A 15,376-nucleotide genomic window follows, 5' to 3' on the forward strand; every position below is an offset into this window, starting at 1 on the left:
CCGCCGTGTGGCCTTGTAGAGGATCATTGCCATGACACGGATAAAGACGGCGCTCGTTGCGAGCGCTATGACGATCGCGAGCACCGGCGCATTCGCGCAGACCATGGGCGCGACGGCTGGCGTCGATTTCGGCGCGCCCGCTTATCAGGCATATCAGCAACACGGGGCATACCAGGCTCGGACCGACGGTTCCGAAAGCTATGCCAGCGCCGAGCGGGTGCGTACGCCCATTCCGCGCGCAGCGCCTTCATCGAGACGGATCGATCCGCGCGTCGAAGGCGCGGGCTATGTGACGGGCGGCGGCGTTTCGCTGCGCTGACGGCCGCACGCTTGAAAGTCCCCGCTGGCCGCCAGCGGGGGTTTCAGGGCTGCCGCTGCGGCATCTTGCGTGTGGCCGTCGCGATTGTTTGGCGACCCATGGCGTCTAGAATGACGCCATGACGCGAATCTCCCGCCTCCCCTCGGTGAACCGCCGTACGGTGCTGGGTACCGCCATCGCCGCCGGCTTGACGTGGTCCGTTCCAGCCTGGGCACGTTCCGCCGCTTTCGAGCGTTGGGTGCAAGCCTTCCGGGCGCGCGCCATCGCGCGTGGCATCTCCGAGGAAACCTACGACCGCGTGATGGGCCGGCTCGAGCCCGATACCGCCGTCTACGAGCAGTTTCGCAAGCAGCCCGAGTTCACCGAACAGACCTGGCAATACATCAATCGCCGCTGTTCGGATTGGCGCGTCATCACAGGCAAGCAGCGGGCCAAGGAACATGCCAGCCTCTTGGCGCGCGTGGAGAAAGACTACGGCGTCGACCGTTACGTGCTGCTCGGTCTATGGGGCATGGAGTCGTCCTACGGCGACGTCATCGACAATCCGAAATACATGCGGCCGATCATCCCGTCATTGGCCGCACTCGCCTATGGCGAACCGCGCCGCCGTAAATATTGGGAATCCGAACTGCTCAACGCGCTGCTCATCGTCGACCGTAAATGGGCGCAACCGTCCGAGATGATCGGCTCGTGGGCCGGCGCCATGGGACATACGCAATGGATGCCGGAGGTGTGGCTGCATGTCGGCGTCGACTACGATCGCGACGGCCGCATCAATCCCTTCGGTAAGCCGGACGATGCCCTGGCCGGCACGGCGCGCTACCTCGTCGAACGCGGCAAATGGCGGCGCGGCGAAGCCTGGGGCTACGAGGTGAAGATTCCCGCCGGCCATGCCCGGCTCGCCAATAATCGCACCTGGCGCAGTTACGCGAAATGGCACGAGCTCGGCGTCACGCGTGCCGACGGCGCGGCGTTCCCGCGGCCGCACGATCAAGCCAAGCTGTGGCTGCCCGTCGCCGGCGGCCCGGCCTTCCTCGTCGGACCAAATTTCCGCGCCGTCTATTCCTACAATCCATCGTCCAACTACACGCTGGCGCTCGTCCATCTCGGCGACCTCATCCGCGGCAATGGCGGCTTCCGCCAGCACTTCCCCGGCGGCGAACGCATCCCGACCATCGACGAGGTCAAGGAGATCCAGCGCCGCTTGAACGAACAGGGTTTCAAGACCGACGGCATCGACGGACGCACCGGCTCCGACACCGTGCGCGCCATTGTCGCCTTTCAAAAGAAGAACGGCATCGACCCCGACGGTTATGCCGGACTGAAGCTGTTGGCTCAGCTGCGCCAGATGCGCTAGGCGGCCGCGCCGGCATGCGCGGCCGGCCGCTTCAGCATCAATGTCAGCACCAGGGCGACGGCCGATGCCGCCAGCATGACAAGAAACGCCGCATCGTAGCTTTTCGTGCTGTCGAACAGGGCCGCACCGAGATAGGCGCCGAGGCCGCCGAAGACCTGGTGCACCATCGTGATAAAGCCGGTGAGCGCGCCGAGATGGCGCATGCCGAAGCTCTCGGCAACGAAGACGATGGTGAGCGGCGCCGTCACCAGGAACGTGGCGCCGAACACGAGCGCAAAGATTGCGATCGACAATGGCGACTGATCGATCATCACGAGCGCGAACACGACGATACGCGCGGCAAAGGCAATCGCCGTCGGCCACACCGGGCCGAAACGGTCGCTGAATGCGCCGCCCGCAACGACGCCGATGAGGCCGGTCAGGCCCATCACCGCCAGCAAATTGCCGGCGAGGAATGCATCGACGCCGCGGTCCTGCGAGAAGGCAACGACATGCGTGGTCACGAAGAAATCGTCGAAGCCGCAGATGGCGTAGATGACGAGCAGCAGCCAGAACTGGCGCCCCTTGGCCGCGGCAAGGATATTGAGCCCGCCATCCGACCTGGCCGATGGCGCGTGTGCCGATTGCTTTCGCGGGATCATGAGCAGCAGCATCGGCACCAGCACGATGTGCGCCACGCCGAGCCAGAGATAGATCGACTGCCAGGACATCAGCGTGAGCGCGGCGGCCAGCACGGCAATCGTCATGAGTTGCCCGACGCTCATGCCGGACATGGCGACGGCGTTGGCAAAGCCGGCGCGCGTCGGAAAGGCCCGCGTTACCATCACGCCGACCGGGCTCATGGACGCGGCGCCGTTGCCCAAGGCGTAAATGACGCCGTACAGCAGCAAGGCTTGCCACGGCGCCACCATGAAGCTCATCAGCCCGATGCCAATGCCGCAGACGACCAGCCCGCCCCCGAGCACAAGCCGCAGACCCGTGCGGTCCGCCAATTGGCCGGCGACGAAGGTCGCGCCGGCCGAGACAAATTGAAATACCGCGACGGCAAGTCCGATATCGCTACGATCCCAGCCGAGATCGTCGACGATCGGACGCAGCGTCAAGCCGACAGCGAAACGCGACCCGCCGGCAATGAACAGCACGAGGAAACCGGCGGCAAGAACAAGCGCGGGGCCGGCGATAATGGGTTTGCGTGACACGGCACCGCTCTAGGCAAATCTAGGCAAAGGCGTGCCGGGCGGCGCCCTGAATGAGAGTCCGCAGTTCAAACGCGGCGCCTGGATTCCCGACAAATCCTCCGCCGCAGGATCGAAGCTGCGACTAGTGCGGCGTCACAACGCTGTCAAGCGCGTGCTCCGCCATCCAGCCCGTGAGAAATTCGACGAAGGCCTGCACCTTGCGCGGTATTGCGGGCGTGCGCGGATAGACCGCGAGCAGCGGCCGTGGCGGCACGTGAAAGTCCGGCAGGACGGTCTGCAAGGTGCCCTCGGCAATCTGCTCACGGACCGCGTAAGCCGGGATGAGTGTGATACCGAGCCCGGCCTCCGCGGCTCTCGCCAAGGCAGCCGCACTGTTCGACAAGAACGCGCCGCGCACTTTCACGGAAACCGGACCACCAGTTCCTTCGAACCGCCAGATGCTGTCGTTCGGCGCTGTGTCGACGTGCACCAGACAGGCATGCTCACTCAGATCCGCAGGGGTTTTCGGTGCACCCGCCTCCGCGAGATAGTCAGGCGATGCGCACAACGTCCAATCCAGCGTCGCGACCGGGTGCTCGACGAGAGAAGAGCCTGGCGCGCCCGCCGATGGCGGGCCAGGCGGTGAAAAGGAGAGCACGACATCGAGCCCGCGTTCGGAAAAATCGTAGCTGCCGCGATACGGCGTGTTCTCCAGTAGCAACGACACGCGCAGGCGCGGTTGAGCTTTGGCGAAAGCGATCACCGCGTTGGACAGGTGCGCGGTGCCGAACGACTTCGGCGCGAGCATCTTCAATGTGCCGGCCGGCTCGAGCCGCGTGCGCACCATCGCCCGTTCGTTGGATTCGATGTCGCGAAAAACCTGCTCGCAGAATTCCAGATAAGACGCGCCCTCCTCCGTCAAACTCAAGGAACGCGTCGAGCGATTGAGCAGCCGAACGCCGAGCCGCGCTTCCAATTCACCCACGTGGCGCGACACGAGCGCGCGCGACAGGCCGAGCTGACTGGCGGCGGTGGTGAAGGAGCCCGCGCGCACCACGCGCACGAAGCTTTCCATAGTGCGAAATCGATCCACCCCGCGTCCTCGAGTCGCGTCTTATTGTTTATTCTGATGCAACAATGTGGTTCGCATTTAGCGGCTTATATGCGCTAATGTCAAAGTCTATAGTCCGACGCCAAGGACGACAGGCGGGACCCAACCCGCACGCCAATAGGGAGAGAAGTGGGCCGGCAGTGGGTCGACGGAGAAACGTCGTACCGGCCTTTTGCAAGCAAGTCGGAAAGCATTTCACATGTCGAATTCTGCCAACCGCCCAGCGCCGGCGGCGAAGACCCATGCGTCAAACGACATCGCCGCCATCGACCGTCCGGTCCCGGCCGGCGTGAACGCGCCAGCCTTCGGCAGCGATATCATCGCCGACGCGCTGCGCGCGACGGACATTCCCTATATCGCCCTCAACCCGGGCGCGAGCTATCGCGGCCTGCACGACAGCCTTGTAAACTACCTTGGCAACGACAAGCCGCAGATGCTGCTGTGCCTGCACGAGGAAGCGGCGGTCGCCATCGCGCATGGCTATGCCAAGGTTACCGGCAAGGCGATGGCGGCGGCGGTGCACTCCAATGTCGGCCTGATGCACGCCACCATGGCCGTGTTCAACGCCTGGTGCGACCGCATGCCGATGCTGATCTTGGGCGCCACCGGCCCCGTGGATGCGGCGAAGCGCCGGCCCTGGATCGACTGGATCCACACCGCGCGCGACCAAGGCGCGCTGCTGCGCGGCTACAGCAAGTGGGACGATCAGCCCGCCTCGCCTGCCGCCGCGCGCGAAGCCATCCTGCGGGCGACCTGGATCGCCAACACCGCGCCGCGTGGGCCGACCTACATCAACCTCGATGCCGAGGTGCAGGAAGGCAAACTCGAAGAGCCGATCGCGCCGATCGAGACCAAGCGCTACATGCCGCCGGTCGGCGGCGCCGCCCCGCCCGACCTGATCGCGCAAGCGGCCGGGTTGCTGCGCAACGCCAAGAACGCGGTGATCCTGTGCGGCCGCACGTCGCGCAGCGTCGAGGCGTGGAAACAACGCGTCGCGCTCGCGGAGCGGCTCGGTGCGCGCGTGCTCACCGATCTGAAGATCGCAGCGTCCTTCCCGACCGACCATCCGCTGCACGTCGCCGCGCCGGGCAATATCGCGCCGCTCCCCGAGGGCCAGGAGGCGATCCGCAACGCCGACGTCATCGTCAGCCTCGATTGGCTCGATCTCGCCGGCACCTTCAGACACGCGGGCGGTGCGCCGAAGGCCAAGGTGATCCAGGTCTCGGTCGACCATCAGCTCCATAACGGCTGGAGCATGGACTATCAGGCGCTGCCACCGGTCGATCTGATGATTGCCTGCGAGCCCGACGCCGCGGTCGCGGCGCTCGTCGACGCGCTCGGCTCCGGCAGCGCGCCGGCGCCCGCGAGCGCGCCGAAGGAGTTCCCGAAGCTCGGCACCGACAAACTCACCGTCGATCACCTTGCCGATCATCTGCGCCGCGCCGTCGGCGACCGTCCCGCCTCGCTGACGCATGTGTCGCTGTCGTGGAACGGCGCGAGCTGGCCGTTCCGCCATCCGCTCGATTATCTCGGCAGCGATGCCGGCGGCGGCATTGGCGGCGGGCCCGGCATCTCGGTCGGCGCGGCCTTGGCGCTCAAGGGCTCCGGCCGCCTGCCGGTCGCCGTCTGCGGCGATGGCGACTTCCTGATGGGCGTCACCGCCTTGTGGACCGCTGCGCATTACAAGATCCCGCTGCTGATCGTCGTCGCCAATAACCGCTCCTTCTTCAACGATGAGCTGCATCAGGAGCGCGTTGCGCGCATGCGCAACCGGCCGGTGGAGAACCGTTGGGTCGGACAGCGCATTTCCGAACCGGATATCGACCTCGCCAGCATGGCGCGCGCGCAAGGCGCGGTCGGCTTCGGCCCGGTGACCGAAATCAGCGACCTGACGCCGACCTTCGAGAAGGCGATCGCCGAAGTCGAGGCCGGCAACGTCGTCGTCGTCGATGTGCGCGTCGAACCCGGTTACACTGCGGCGATGACCGCCGTAATGACTCGCAAAAGCGACTAGACCGAATAGGAACGCGAAGCGATGCTTTCTCCTTCTTCAACGCGAAACGACATCCTGGTCGCCAAGGACGTCATCGTCCGCTTCGAGACGGCCGAGGGCCCGATCACGGCGGTCGATAATGTCTCGTTCAACGTGCGCCAGGGCGAGTTCCTGTCGGTCATCGGTCCGTCCGGCTGCGGCAAGTCGAGTCTGTTCAACGTCATCGGCGGCCTGCTCACGCATCATCAGGGCTCGGTCGAAGTCGGTGGTGAGACCATCGACGGGCCGCACAAGTCGATCGGCATGGTGTTCCAGGAGGAGTCGACCTTCCCCTGGCGCACGGTCATCGACAATGTCTGCTTCCCGCTCGAGCTGATCGGCCTGCCGAAGGCCAAGCGCATCGAGAAGGCACGGACCTTCATCAAGATGGTCGGCCTCGACGGCTTCGAGAACCGCTTTCCGGGTGAACTGTCGGGCGGCATGCGGCAGCGCGTGTCGCTGGCGCGGACGCTCGCCTCCGAGCCGAAGATCCTGCTGATGGACGAGCCCTTCGCCGCGCTCGACGAACAGACCCGCCTCTTGCTCGGCGACAAGGTGCTGCAGATCCAGCAGCAGCTGCAGCAGACCACCCTGCTCATCACTCACAACATCACCGAGGCGGTGCAGATGTCCGACCGCATCCTGGTGATGACCTACCGGCCCGGCAAGGTGAAGCGCATCGTCGATATCGACCTGCCGCGTCCGCGCACGTCCGAAATCGTCGGCAGCGAAGCGTTCGGCCGCTATGTCGCAGAGATCTGGAACGACCTGCGCGAAGAAGCGAGCCGCGGCCTTCAGGACGAAGAAGAGCACCTGCACGGAGCATCCGGCTCATGAGCGCCGCAGCCCGTCGCCGCTCCGTCTACGACTGGATGCCGGCCGCGCTCGGCATCGGGACCGTCGTCGTCTTCTTTGCCGCGCTCGAAGGCCTGATCCAGGCGGGCCTCATCAATCGCTTCATCGTGCCGCCGCCGTCCGAGATCATCGGCAGCTTCGGCCGCGTCCTGACCGAAGAGCATGTCGTCAGCCGCTTCTTCTTTACGCTTGGCGAATGCTTCGTCGCCGGCGTGATGATCACCGTCTTCGGCGTGGCCGGTGGCGTGCTGCTCTATCGCTACAAGCTGTTGCAGCAGGCGGTCGAGACCTGGGTCGCCGCGCTCGCCGCGGCGCCCGTCGTACTGGCTTATCCGTTGTTCATGGTGATCTTCGGCCGCTCGGCCTGGACCATCATCATGATCGGCTTCGTCGCCGCGCTGTCGCCGGTGGTTCTCAAGACGCTCGAAGGTCTGTCGGGCACGCGCAAGGTGCTGATCAACGTCGGCAAGAGCTTCAATCTCACCGGCTCGCAGCAATTCTGGAAGATCATGTTTCCTGCCGCGCTGCCGACGATGTTCGTCGGCGTGCGGCTGGGGCTGATCTTCGCGCTGATCAACATCGTCGGCGTCGAATTCTTGATCAACTATGGCGGCCTCGGCCAGCTCATCAACGATCTGGCCGAGCGTTACGACCTCCCCGGCACTTACGCGGCGATCTGCTTCGTCATCCTGGTGAGCGTCGTGTTCTTCATGTTCTTGGAAAAGGCCGAACGATGGCTGAGACCGGTCGACTGACCCGCACGGCGCCGGCAGCGCCGATGTTTTCGCCGGTGACGCTGCTGCGCGTCGCCATCATTCTGGCGTTCCTCGCCGGCTGGGAACTGCTGTCCCGTTCGGGCTGGCTGTACCGCGACGTCGTGCCGTCGTGGCTGGCGATCGGCAAAGCTCTCGCCGACCTCTTGCTGCACGCCGACTACTACTTCAACCTCGGCGTAACCGCGGGCGAGATCGCCGCGGCGCTCGCCATCGGCGGCGTCTCGGGCCTCGCGGTCGGCATTGTGCTCGGCTCGAACAGGTTCCTGGCGAAGGCTTACGAGCCCTATCTCTATTATCTCGGCCCGACGCCCAAGATCATCTTCTTCCCGATTATGATCATGTGGTTCGGCGTCGGTCCCGGCTCGAAGATCGCGCTCGGCGTCCTGTCGTGCTTCTTTCCGGTGGCACTGTCCGCCGCGGCCGGCATGCGCCAGATCGACAAGGTGCTGATCAAGGTCGGCAAGAGCTTCCGCGCCAACACGTGGCAGACCGTGTGGAAGATCTACCTGCCGGCGATGCGCCATCCGATCATCAACGGCATCCGGCTGGGCCTGGGCGTCGCGCTGATCGGTACGCTGCTTGCCGAAACCAAGCTGTCCAATAAAGGCATCGGCTTTCTGATCATCCAGGCCTACAGCGTCTTCGATATGCCGCGCATGTACGCGATGCTGATCGTGCTGTTCGTGCTGGCGATCGGCGCCAATGCGCTGGTTGGGCGCCTGGGCGGATTGCACACCATCCGCCGCTAACGGTGCGTCGGCCCTGCAATCGTCATGCCCCGCAAGAACGGGGCATCCGGTCCACATATCCGGTGAAAATGTCATCGCCCGCTTTCGCGGGCGATGACATAGGTCTTGTCAAATCTTGAACTGCTCGTGCGTGCCGGGATGGAACAGTTCCTCCGGCTTGACGAGGCGCGAGGACAAACCTTGCGCATGATGGTGCTTGAGGAAGTTCTCGAGCGTCTTGCGGTTCGCCTCCAGGCCATACGACCAGAAGTCGTCGCCCATCGTGGCGCGCGCTTCGGCGACGCGCTCCTCCATGAACGGCAAGGTCACCTTGCTGGCGGACGCGTCCTCCAGCGCCTCCAGCGCCACATCCTTGGCCTGCGAGAAGGCCTTGAACACCGCCGCCGGCAGCCACGGATGCTGCTCGACGATGGTGCGGCGCACGCCGACCAAATGCATGATCGGGAAGATGCCTGTGCGCTTGAAATAGTCCTGCGCCGCGACGATCGGATCGGGAAACAGATAACCGACATTCGGCGTGTTGCGCGGCAATGCCGGCGCGCGCGGCGCGATGAAGCCGTCGATGGCACCTTCCGCGAGCAGCGCCGAGATCGACTTGCCGGCCGGCGCGTCTTCCATCTGCACGCCCGGCGGCAGCGAAACCTTGATCTTCTCCGGACGGTCGGCACTGGCGATGCCGCCCCGCACCCACTGGATGTCGGACGACTTCACGCCGAAATCGTCCTCGAGGACGGCGCGAGCCCAGACGTTCGCCGTGAGCTGCCATTCAGGCAGGCCGACCTTCTTGCCCTTGAGGTCCTGCGGCTTCTTGATGCGGTCGGTGCGCACCCAGATGGCATTGTGGCGGAACGCGCGTGACACGAAGCACGGCACGCCGACGTAAGGCCCCCCGCCCTGCGACGTCTTCAGGGTGAAACTCGACAGCGACAATTCGCAGATGTCGAACTCGGTGTGACGCAGCGCGCGAAAGAAGATTTCCTCCGGCGGCAGCGTCATGCAGACAGGCTCGACCCCGTCGATCTTAACGGTGCCATCGATCAGCGCCCGCGTGCGATCGTAAGGACCGACCGCGACGGAGAGGTTCAGTTTGGCCATGGAGCGTTCCGGTTATTAATGTTTCTGGTAGCGCTCTGTCTTAAGGGAAATGACCGCGTGAGGCAAAGCAGGACCGCCATTCCGGCTGCGCACCGCAAGGCTGCTCGCCCGCGCGGCCGCCGACGCCTATAGTCGCGTAGGCAGCCCGCCGGTGGCCTCGTAGACGGTGCTTCAATGCGCGCAGCTCAAGCCTTGCTGATGCTGTTCCTGCTCGCGGCCGCGGCTTTCGCCGCCGACGACGATTTCAGCGCCGCCATCGATGCCGTCGGCAAACAGAACCGCGCCGCCATCGGCGCGCTGGAGAACCGCAACGTCGAACTCGCTGAATTGGAGCTCAACCGTCTGCGCGCGGCGTGGCGGCAGGTGAGCGAGCGCAAGCGGCCCGACGCGTTCAAGAACAGCGCGCTCTATACGACGGTGATGACGGACGTCGCGACGCGCCTCATCTCCGCCGACATGATGCTCAAATTCGGCCGTCCCGATGTCGCGCGCACCGCCCTCCTCGGCATACGCGACAACCTCTATGACCTACGCAAGTCGGCCGGCATCGTCGTGCTCGCCGACTGCGTGCGCGATGCCAATAGCGCAATGGAAGCGCTCGCCGCCTTTGAGGAGCACGCCCCCGATGTCGTCAAAGGCGACACCGCCGATCTCACGGACAAGGCCAAGCGCTATGGCGACACACTCACGCATTGCGACGCCATCGCCGGCCCGGTCAGGGACGATCCGGCATTCCGCCACCTCATCGACAACGCCAAGGCAAACCTGGCGCTGCTCTCAGAGGCTGCGACGGCACGCGACGCCGTCCGGCTGCGCCGCGCGCTGAACGAATTGCGGTCGCTTGATACGCTGATGGCGCTCCAGTTCGGTTGATGCGGAAGCCCGCGTCGTCAGGTCCGTGCCGGTTTCAGCGCGACCGGGGTTGCATTAGCCCGTCCGATCGTCTGTAGTTTGGCGCCTTTGACGGCCCCGGAGCCCCCATGACGTTGCAACTCGAGAGCCGCGAACGTCCGCACGACTTCGACCGCATGGTGGGCAATGCCAAGCGCGCCAGCGACTTCCTCAAGGCGCTCGCGCATGAAAGCCGGCTGATGATCCTCTGCTTCCTCGCCGAGGGCGAGAAGTCCGTGAGCGAACTGGAGGACTTGCTCAAGCTGCGGCAGCCGACCGTATCGCAACAACTAGCGCGGCTGCGCGCCGACGGTCTGGTGTCGACGCGACGCGAGGGTAAGACGATCTACTACACGCTCGCCAGCGAGGAAGCGCACATCGTGATCGGTGCGGTGTACGAAGTGTTCTGCAAGAAGGCGCGCAAGCGCTAGGGCGACGGCAGCAACGCGTCGGTCTTGCCGGTCAGCCGGTATGCAATCAGACCCAGCCATTCGTGCACGGCGAGATCGAGCACGCGCAGGCCTGACGAAACGCTGCGTTTGAACTCCCATTCGCCGCTCGGCAGCGTGTACCAGTTGGCCGGATAAGCCTCGACGTCGAAGCCCGCTTTGCGGAAGCAGCCGATCGCCCGCGGCATATGGAACGCGGACGTCACCAGCAGCCAGCGTTCACCCGCTTTCGGCTGGACCAATTGCTTGGTCAGAACCGCGTTCTCCTGCGTGTTGCGCGATTTGCTCTCGAGCATCACCCGGCTCCGCGGCACGCCGAGCGCGTCGAGCAGCGGATAGACGAAATCCGCTTCCGGTTCGCCATTGCCGAGCAGGCTGGCGTCGCCGCCGGTGTAGACGATCCGCGCGTTCGGATAATCGCGCGCAAGCTTGGCGAGCGCGACCAGGCGGCCGGCGTCGCTGTTGAGCATCGGCACGCCATAGGCGCGAGAATGGTCGGTATTGAATGCGCCGCCGAGCACGACGATGCCGTCAGGGGCGCCCTCGGTCGGCCGCCAGGGTGGAAAACGGCTCTCGAGCGTCGACAGCAAGAGCGCGCCCACCGGCAGCAACGACAATAGCGCGACCAGGACGACGCTGCCACCCGCGAGCCAGGCGCCGAGCCGCCGCCACGGTGTGAGCAACAACGCGGCGCCGACGACGCCGCACAGAATAAGCAGATTGGAAGGAAGAAGGAGAAAGCCGATCGTCTTCGATAAAACGAAGAACATCAGCGCGCCTTTTTCCAGGCCTCGTAGCGCTTCTTGTTTTCTTCGTTGGGCGGATAGAGGCCGAGAAGCTGCTCGCCCTTCTCCACTTCCTGCACCAGCCAGCTTTCCAGCAACTCGTGCTCGGCGCCTTCGGTGGCAACGAAATCGGCGAGGTCCTTCGGGATCACCACCGCGCCGTCGTCATCGGCGACGATGATGTCGCCGGGAAAGATCGCGCAGCCGCCGCAGCCGATCGGTTCGTTCCAGCCGACGAAGGTGAGCTGGTTCACCGACGCCGGCGCGGCAACACCCTGGCACCAGACCGGCAGGTTGGTCGCGAGCACGCCGTGCTTGTCGCGCATGACGCCGTCGGTGATCAGCGCGGTGACGCCGCGCTTGACCATGCGCATGCACAGGATGTCGCCGAAGATGCCGGCGCCGGTAATGCCCATGGCATCGGCGACGACGACGCAGTCCGCCGGCATCGCTTCGATCGCACCACGCGTCGAGATCGGCTTCATCCAGCTTTCCGGGGTCGCGAGATCTTCACGCACCGGAACGAAGCGCAACGTGAAGGCCGGTCCCACGACGCGCTTGCCGGAGAAGCCGAACGGCATCGCCCCCTTCATCCAGGCGTGGCGAATGCCCTTCTTCAGCAGCATCGTGGTGATGGTGCCGGTGGTGATGGTGCGCAGCGCGTCCAATGTCGCGGTCATTGGGAAACCTCAGGCGATCGTCAGGCCAAGCCGCTCGTCGCGGCGGCGCAAATAGGCCACCAGCGGCAGCGCCAGCAGCACCATCCAGAACTTGCCCACCACCTGGCCGGCGAGAAAGTCGAGCGAACCGAAGGCAAGCCACAGGAACACGATGGAGTCGACCACCAAGCCGACCACGCTCGAGGCCAGGACGGCCAGCACCAGCCGGCGGCGGGCCAGCGGCGTGTAGACGGCGAAATCGGCGAACTCCGAGAGCAGGAAGGCGGCCGCCGAAGCGATCACCAACGCGCCCGGCGCGACACCGGCTGAAATGACGGCGCCGGCGATGATCGCGGCGACGCCGAACTCTACGCCAAGCCGCCGTTGCACCAGATCGCGCAGGACCAGGGCCAAACCCACCATGAGGACGCCGGAGGGCGCCATCAGACCGGGCGCGACCGGCACCAGACAAGGGCCGCTCCGCGTACACACGGTTCCCACATTGCCGATCATCCAGTTGGCGGCCGGGATGGTGAGGCAGAACAGGACGAGGAATACCGCGCCCTCCAGGATCCTGCGTCGTTCGTTCGTCATTTCGTCGTTTCTCGTTCGCGCATGAATTTGGCAAAGCCCTGCGCCCGCAACTGGCAGGCCGGACAGGTGCCGCAGCCATAGCCCCAGGCATGGCGCCGGCTGCGGTCGCCCAGGTAGCAGCTATGGCTTTCCTCGACAACGAGGTCGAGAAAGACCTCCCCGCCCAGTTCCTCCGCCAGCGCGAAGGTCTCCGCCTTGTCGATCCACATCAGCGGCGTATGGATGGTTACCCGCTTGTCAAGGCCGAGGGTCAAGGCAAGCTGCATGGCCTTGATGGTGTCGTCGCGGCAGTCCGGATAGCCGGAATAGTCGGTCTCGCACATGCCGGCGACCAGATGGCGGGCGCCGCGCCGGTACGCGATGGCCCCAGCGAAGCCGAGGAACAGCAGGTTGCGGCCGGGCACGAAGGTCGTCGGCAGGCCGTTGTCGGCGATCTCGATGGCGGTGTCGCGCGTCAGCGCCGTCTCCGAGATGGCGGCGAGCGCGTCGATTTTCACCAGATGGTCTTCCCCCAGGCGCATCGCCCAGGCCGGATCGAGCGCGGCCATCTTCTCGCGCAGGCTGTTGCGTACCGACAGCTCGATCGCATGGCGCTGGCCGTAGTCGAAGCCGACGGTTTCCACCCGCGAAAAGCGTTCGAGCGCCCAGGCCAGGCAAACCGTGGAGTCTTGCCCGCCGGAGAACAGGACGAGCGCGGTGTCGGAGCCGATGGTCATCGTTCCTCGTTACATGGGTTGGCGGGCTTCGTGCTAATGGAGGGTGGGGAAACAAACAAGCAAGGCATAAAAATGAGCAGCCGAGGGCTGATCGCTGTCGACAAAATGGGCTGCAAGGTTCTGTTCCTGGACGCCCAGACCTACGCGACAAGGAAGGTACTCGAGGGCTTCCAGCGTACCGTGCACGAATTGCTGGTGATCCCGGAGATGGGCCGCGCTTATGTGCCGATCTTTGGCGACGGCATCCACGGCCGCAATCCAAATCCCGGCCACACATTGTGCGTCTTCGATCTCCGCAACGAGACGCATCTCACCGACATCGACCTGCGGCCGCATATCGCTCCGCACACGCTCAAGCTCGGTCCCGACGGGCTCATCTACATCACTTGCGAGAACAGCGCCGTGGTGGTGGTGATCGACCCCAAGACCAACACCGTGGTCGATACCATCGGCTCCGACTCGACCAACGCGCATCGCCTGATCATCGCGCCCGACGGGAAGCGGCTCTACACCGAGAACGAGGAAGACGGCGAGGTATCGGTGATCGACCTGCCGGCCCGCAAGCTCCTCGGCAAGATCAAGACGCCGCAGCCCCTCGCCGGCATCGCCATCTCCGGCGACGGCGAAACGCTGGTCACCGTTTCCGACGTCGACCCCGTGCTGTTCCTGATCGACACCAAGAGCGAGCGCGTGCGCAAAACCGTGACCCTGACCGATGTGCCGAAGGCGGCGCAAATCGCGCGCTATCGCCCGGACTTCAGCCTCCTCGGCGTCACCAGCCTGAACAGCGGCACGGTCAGCCTCATCTCGCCGGATTTCAAAACACAAACGGCGATCAAGGTCGGCGAACAACCGATGGACATGGCCTTCCGCGGCGACGAGCTGTTCGTCGCCTGCCAGGGCGACGGCTCGGTGCATGTCATCGACATTCCGGCGCGGCGCTGGAAGGCGAGCTTCCAGGCCGGCACCGGGTGTGAGTCACTGGCGTTTTTCTAATCCCATTTCGGCGAATAGGACCAGTCGACGATGCGCTCGCGTCGTCCGCCGAGCGCGGCGATGTCGGCCATTTCGGCCTCGGAGAGCGCGAAGTCGAACAGCGCGATATTCTCTTCCAGCCGCTCCACTTTACTGGTGCGCGGAATGACGACGATGTTCTGCTGCACGAGATAGCGGAGCGACACCTGCGCCGCACTCTTGCCGTGCGCTTTGGCGATCCGCTCCAGCACGGCGTCGCCCTTGGCGTTGCCGCGCGCGATCGGGCTATAGGCGACCACCGCCATGCCGAGCTGGCGGCAGGCGGCGATCACTTTGCTCTGGTCGAGAAACGGATGGCACTCGATCTGATTGCAGACGAGCGGTGCGGACGAAATCTTGGTCGCTTCCTCGAGCAGCGCAACGGTGAAATTCGACACGCCGATTTCGCGTGTGTAGCCGGCGTCACGCATCTTCGCCATCGCGCCGAGCGTCTCGGCGAGCGGCACGCGCGGGTTCGGCCAATGGATCAGCAACAGGTCGATGTGATCGAGCCTGAGTTTCGCCAGGCTCTCCTTGACCGATCGCTCGAGATCGTGCGGCGCCAGATTGGTCGGCTGCACCTTGGTGGTGACCATCACCTCGCTGCGCTTGCCGGAGGCGCGCACGCCCTCGCCCACGTCACGCTCGTTGTCGTACATCTGGGCGGTATCGATGTGGCGATAGCCGATGCGGATCGCCTGTTCGGTCAGCCGCGCGCATTCGCGGCCGCGCAACATCCAGGTGCCCAACCCGACGATGGGAATCTTGAAACCCTTGGCCTCGACCGTTTGCATGA

General features: G+C 64.9%; 17 protein-coding genes. 9 read left to right on the forward strand and 8 right to left on the reverse strand.

The window, feature by feature from the left end:
* Positions 1–67 precede the first annotated feature (67 nt).
* Positions 68–319, forward strand: a complete 252-nt coding sequence (locus DW352_RS07210) for a hypothetical protein (protein WP_115689858.1) — start codon at positions 68–70, stop codon at positions 317–319.
* A gap of 118 nt (positions 320–437) precedes the next feature.
* Positions 438–1,676: a lytic murein transglycosylase gene (locus tag DW352_RS07215; RefSeq protein ID WP_115689860.1), complete on the forward strand. Its 1,239-nt coding sequence runs from the start codon at positions 438–440 to the stop codon at positions 1,674–1,676.
* Here DW352_RS07215 and DW352_RS07220 read toward each other — a convergent pair.
* Positions 1,673–2,875: an MFS transporter gene (locus DW352_RS07220; protein WP_115689862.1), complete on the reverse strand. Its 1,203-nt coding sequence runs from the start codon at positions 2,873–2,875 to the stop codon at positions 1,673–1,675. The genes DW352_RS07215 and DW352_RS07220 overlap by 4 nt on opposite strands.
* 121 nt (positions 2,876–2,996) lie before the next feature.
* The gene (locus tag DW352_RS07225; protein ID WP_162826833.1) at positions 2,997–3,947 is read right to left on the reverse strand and encodes a LysR family transcriptional regulator; all 951 of its coding nucleotides are present in this window, start codon (positions 3,945–3,947) and stop codon (positions 2,997–2,999) included.
* A gap of 217 nt (positions 3,948–4,164) precedes the next feature.
* Here DW352_RS07225 and DW352_RS07230 point away from each other — a divergent pair, with 217 nt between their 5' ends.
* From DW352_RS07230 to DW352_RS07245, 4 genes are read left to right on the forward strand one after another with little or no spacing between them, the layout of a single operon-like run.
* Positions 4,165–5,979, forward strand: a complete 1,815-nt coding sequence (locus DW352_RS07230; protein ID WP_115689866.1) for a thiamine pyrophosphate-binding protein — start codon at positions 4,165–4,167, stop codon at positions 5,977–5,979.
* 21 nt (positions 5,980–6,000) lie between these two features.
* A complete protein-coding gene (locus tag DW352_RS07235) occupies positions 6,001–6,834 on the forward strand; it encodes an ABC transporter ATP-binding protein (RefSeq protein ID WP_115689868.1) in 834 nt (277 codons plus the stop codon).
* Positions 6,831–7,607, forward strand: coding sequence for an ABC transporter permease (locus DW352_RS07240; protein WP_115689870.1), 777 nt, complete (start codon positions 6,831–6,833; stop codon positions 7,605–7,607). The genes DW352_RS07235 and DW352_RS07240 overlap by 4 nt, the downstream gene beginning before the upstream one ends.
* Positions 7,586–8,377 carry an ABC transporter permease gene (locus DW352_RS07245; protein WP_245434353.1) on the forward strand — a complete coding sequence of 264 codons (792 nt, stop codon included), beginning with the start codon at positions 7,586–7,588 and terminating at the stop codon, positions 8,375–8,377. Before DW352_RS07240 ends, DW352_RS07245 begins: the two co-directional genes overlap by 22 nt.
* Positions 8,378–8,485: 108 nt before the next feature.
* On the opposite strand, the gene DW352_RS07250 is transcribed toward DW352_RS07245, so the two are convergent.
* Positions 8,486–9,472: a substrate-binding domain-containing protein gene (locus DW352_RS07250; RefSeq protein ID WP_115689871.1), complete on the reverse strand. Its 987-nt coding sequence runs from the start codon at positions 9,470–9,472 to the stop codon at positions 8,486–8,488.
* 174 nt (positions 9,473–9,646) lie between these two features.
* On the opposite strand from DW352_RS07250, the gene DW352_RS07255 reads away from it, so the two are divergent.
* Positions 9,647–10,345 (forward strand): hypothetical protein, encoded by a 699-nt coding sequence (locus tag DW352_RS07255; protein ID WP_162826834.1) that lies wholly within the window; start codon positions 9,647–9,649, stop codon positions 10,343–10,345.
* 107 nt (positions 10,346–10,452) lie between these two features.
* Positions 10,453–10,794, forward strand: a complete 342-nt coding sequence (locus DW352_RS07260; protein WP_115689874.1) for an ArsR/SmtB family transcription factor — start codon at positions 10,453–10,455, stop codon at positions 10,792–10,794.
* Here DW352_RS07260 and DW352_RS07265 read toward each other — a convergent pair.
* From DW352_RS07265 to queC, 4 genes are read right to left on the reverse strand one after another with little or no spacing between them, the layout of a single operon-like run.
* Complete coding sequence (locus tag DW352_RS07265; protein WP_115689876.1) at positions 10,791–11,582, reverse strand: YdcF family protein; 792 nt, start codon at positions 11,580–11,582, stop codon at positions 10,791–10,793. The genes DW352_RS07260 and DW352_RS07265 overlap by 4 nt on opposite strands.
* A complete protein-coding gene (locus tag DW352_RS07270) occupies positions 11,582–12,277 on the reverse strand; it encodes a ribonuclease activity regulator RraA (RefSeq protein WP_115689878.1) in 696 nt (231 codons plus the stop codon). The genes DW352_RS07265 and DW352_RS07270 overlap by 1 nt, the downstream gene beginning before the upstream one ends.
* Positions 12,278–12,286: 9 nt before the next feature.
* On the reverse strand, positions 12,287–12,850 hold the full coding sequence (locus DW352_RS07275; protein ID WP_115689880.1) for a VUT family protein: 564 nt from the start codon (positions 12,848–12,850) through the stop codon (positions 12,287–12,289).
* Positions 12,847–13,566, reverse strand: a complete 720-nt coding sequence (gene queC / locus DW352_RS07280) for a 7-cyano-7-deazaguanine synthase QueC (RefSeq protein ID WP_115689882.1) — start codon at positions 13,564–13,566, stop codon at positions 12,847–12,849. The genes DW352_RS07275 and queC overlap by 4 nt, the downstream gene beginning before the upstream one ends.
* Positions 13,567–13,638: 72 nt before the next feature.
* On the opposite strand from queC, the gene DW352_RS07285 reads away from it, so the two are divergent.
* The gene (locus tag DW352_RS07285; RefSeq protein WP_162826835.1) at positions 13,639–14,562 is read left to right on the forward strand and encodes a beta-propeller fold lactonase family protein; all 924 of its coding nucleotides are present in this window, start codon (positions 13,639–13,641) and stop codon (positions 14,560–14,562) included.
* On the opposite strand, the gene DW352_RS07290 is transcribed toward DW352_RS07285, so the two are convergent.
* Positions 14,559–15,374 (reverse strand): aldo/keto reductase, encoded by an 816-nt coding sequence (locus DW352_RS07290; protein ID WP_115689886.1) that lies wholly within the window; start codon positions 15,372–15,374, stop codon positions 14,559–14,561. The genes DW352_RS07285 and DW352_RS07290 overlap by 4 nt on opposite strands.
* Positions 15,375–15,376 lie beyond the last annotated feature (2 nt).

This window comes from Pseudolabrys taiwanensis, from assembly GCF_003367395.1.
GTDB lineage: Bacteria > Pseudomonadota > Alphaproteobacteria > Rhizobiales > Xanthobacteraceae > Pseudolabrys > Pseudolabrys taiwanensis.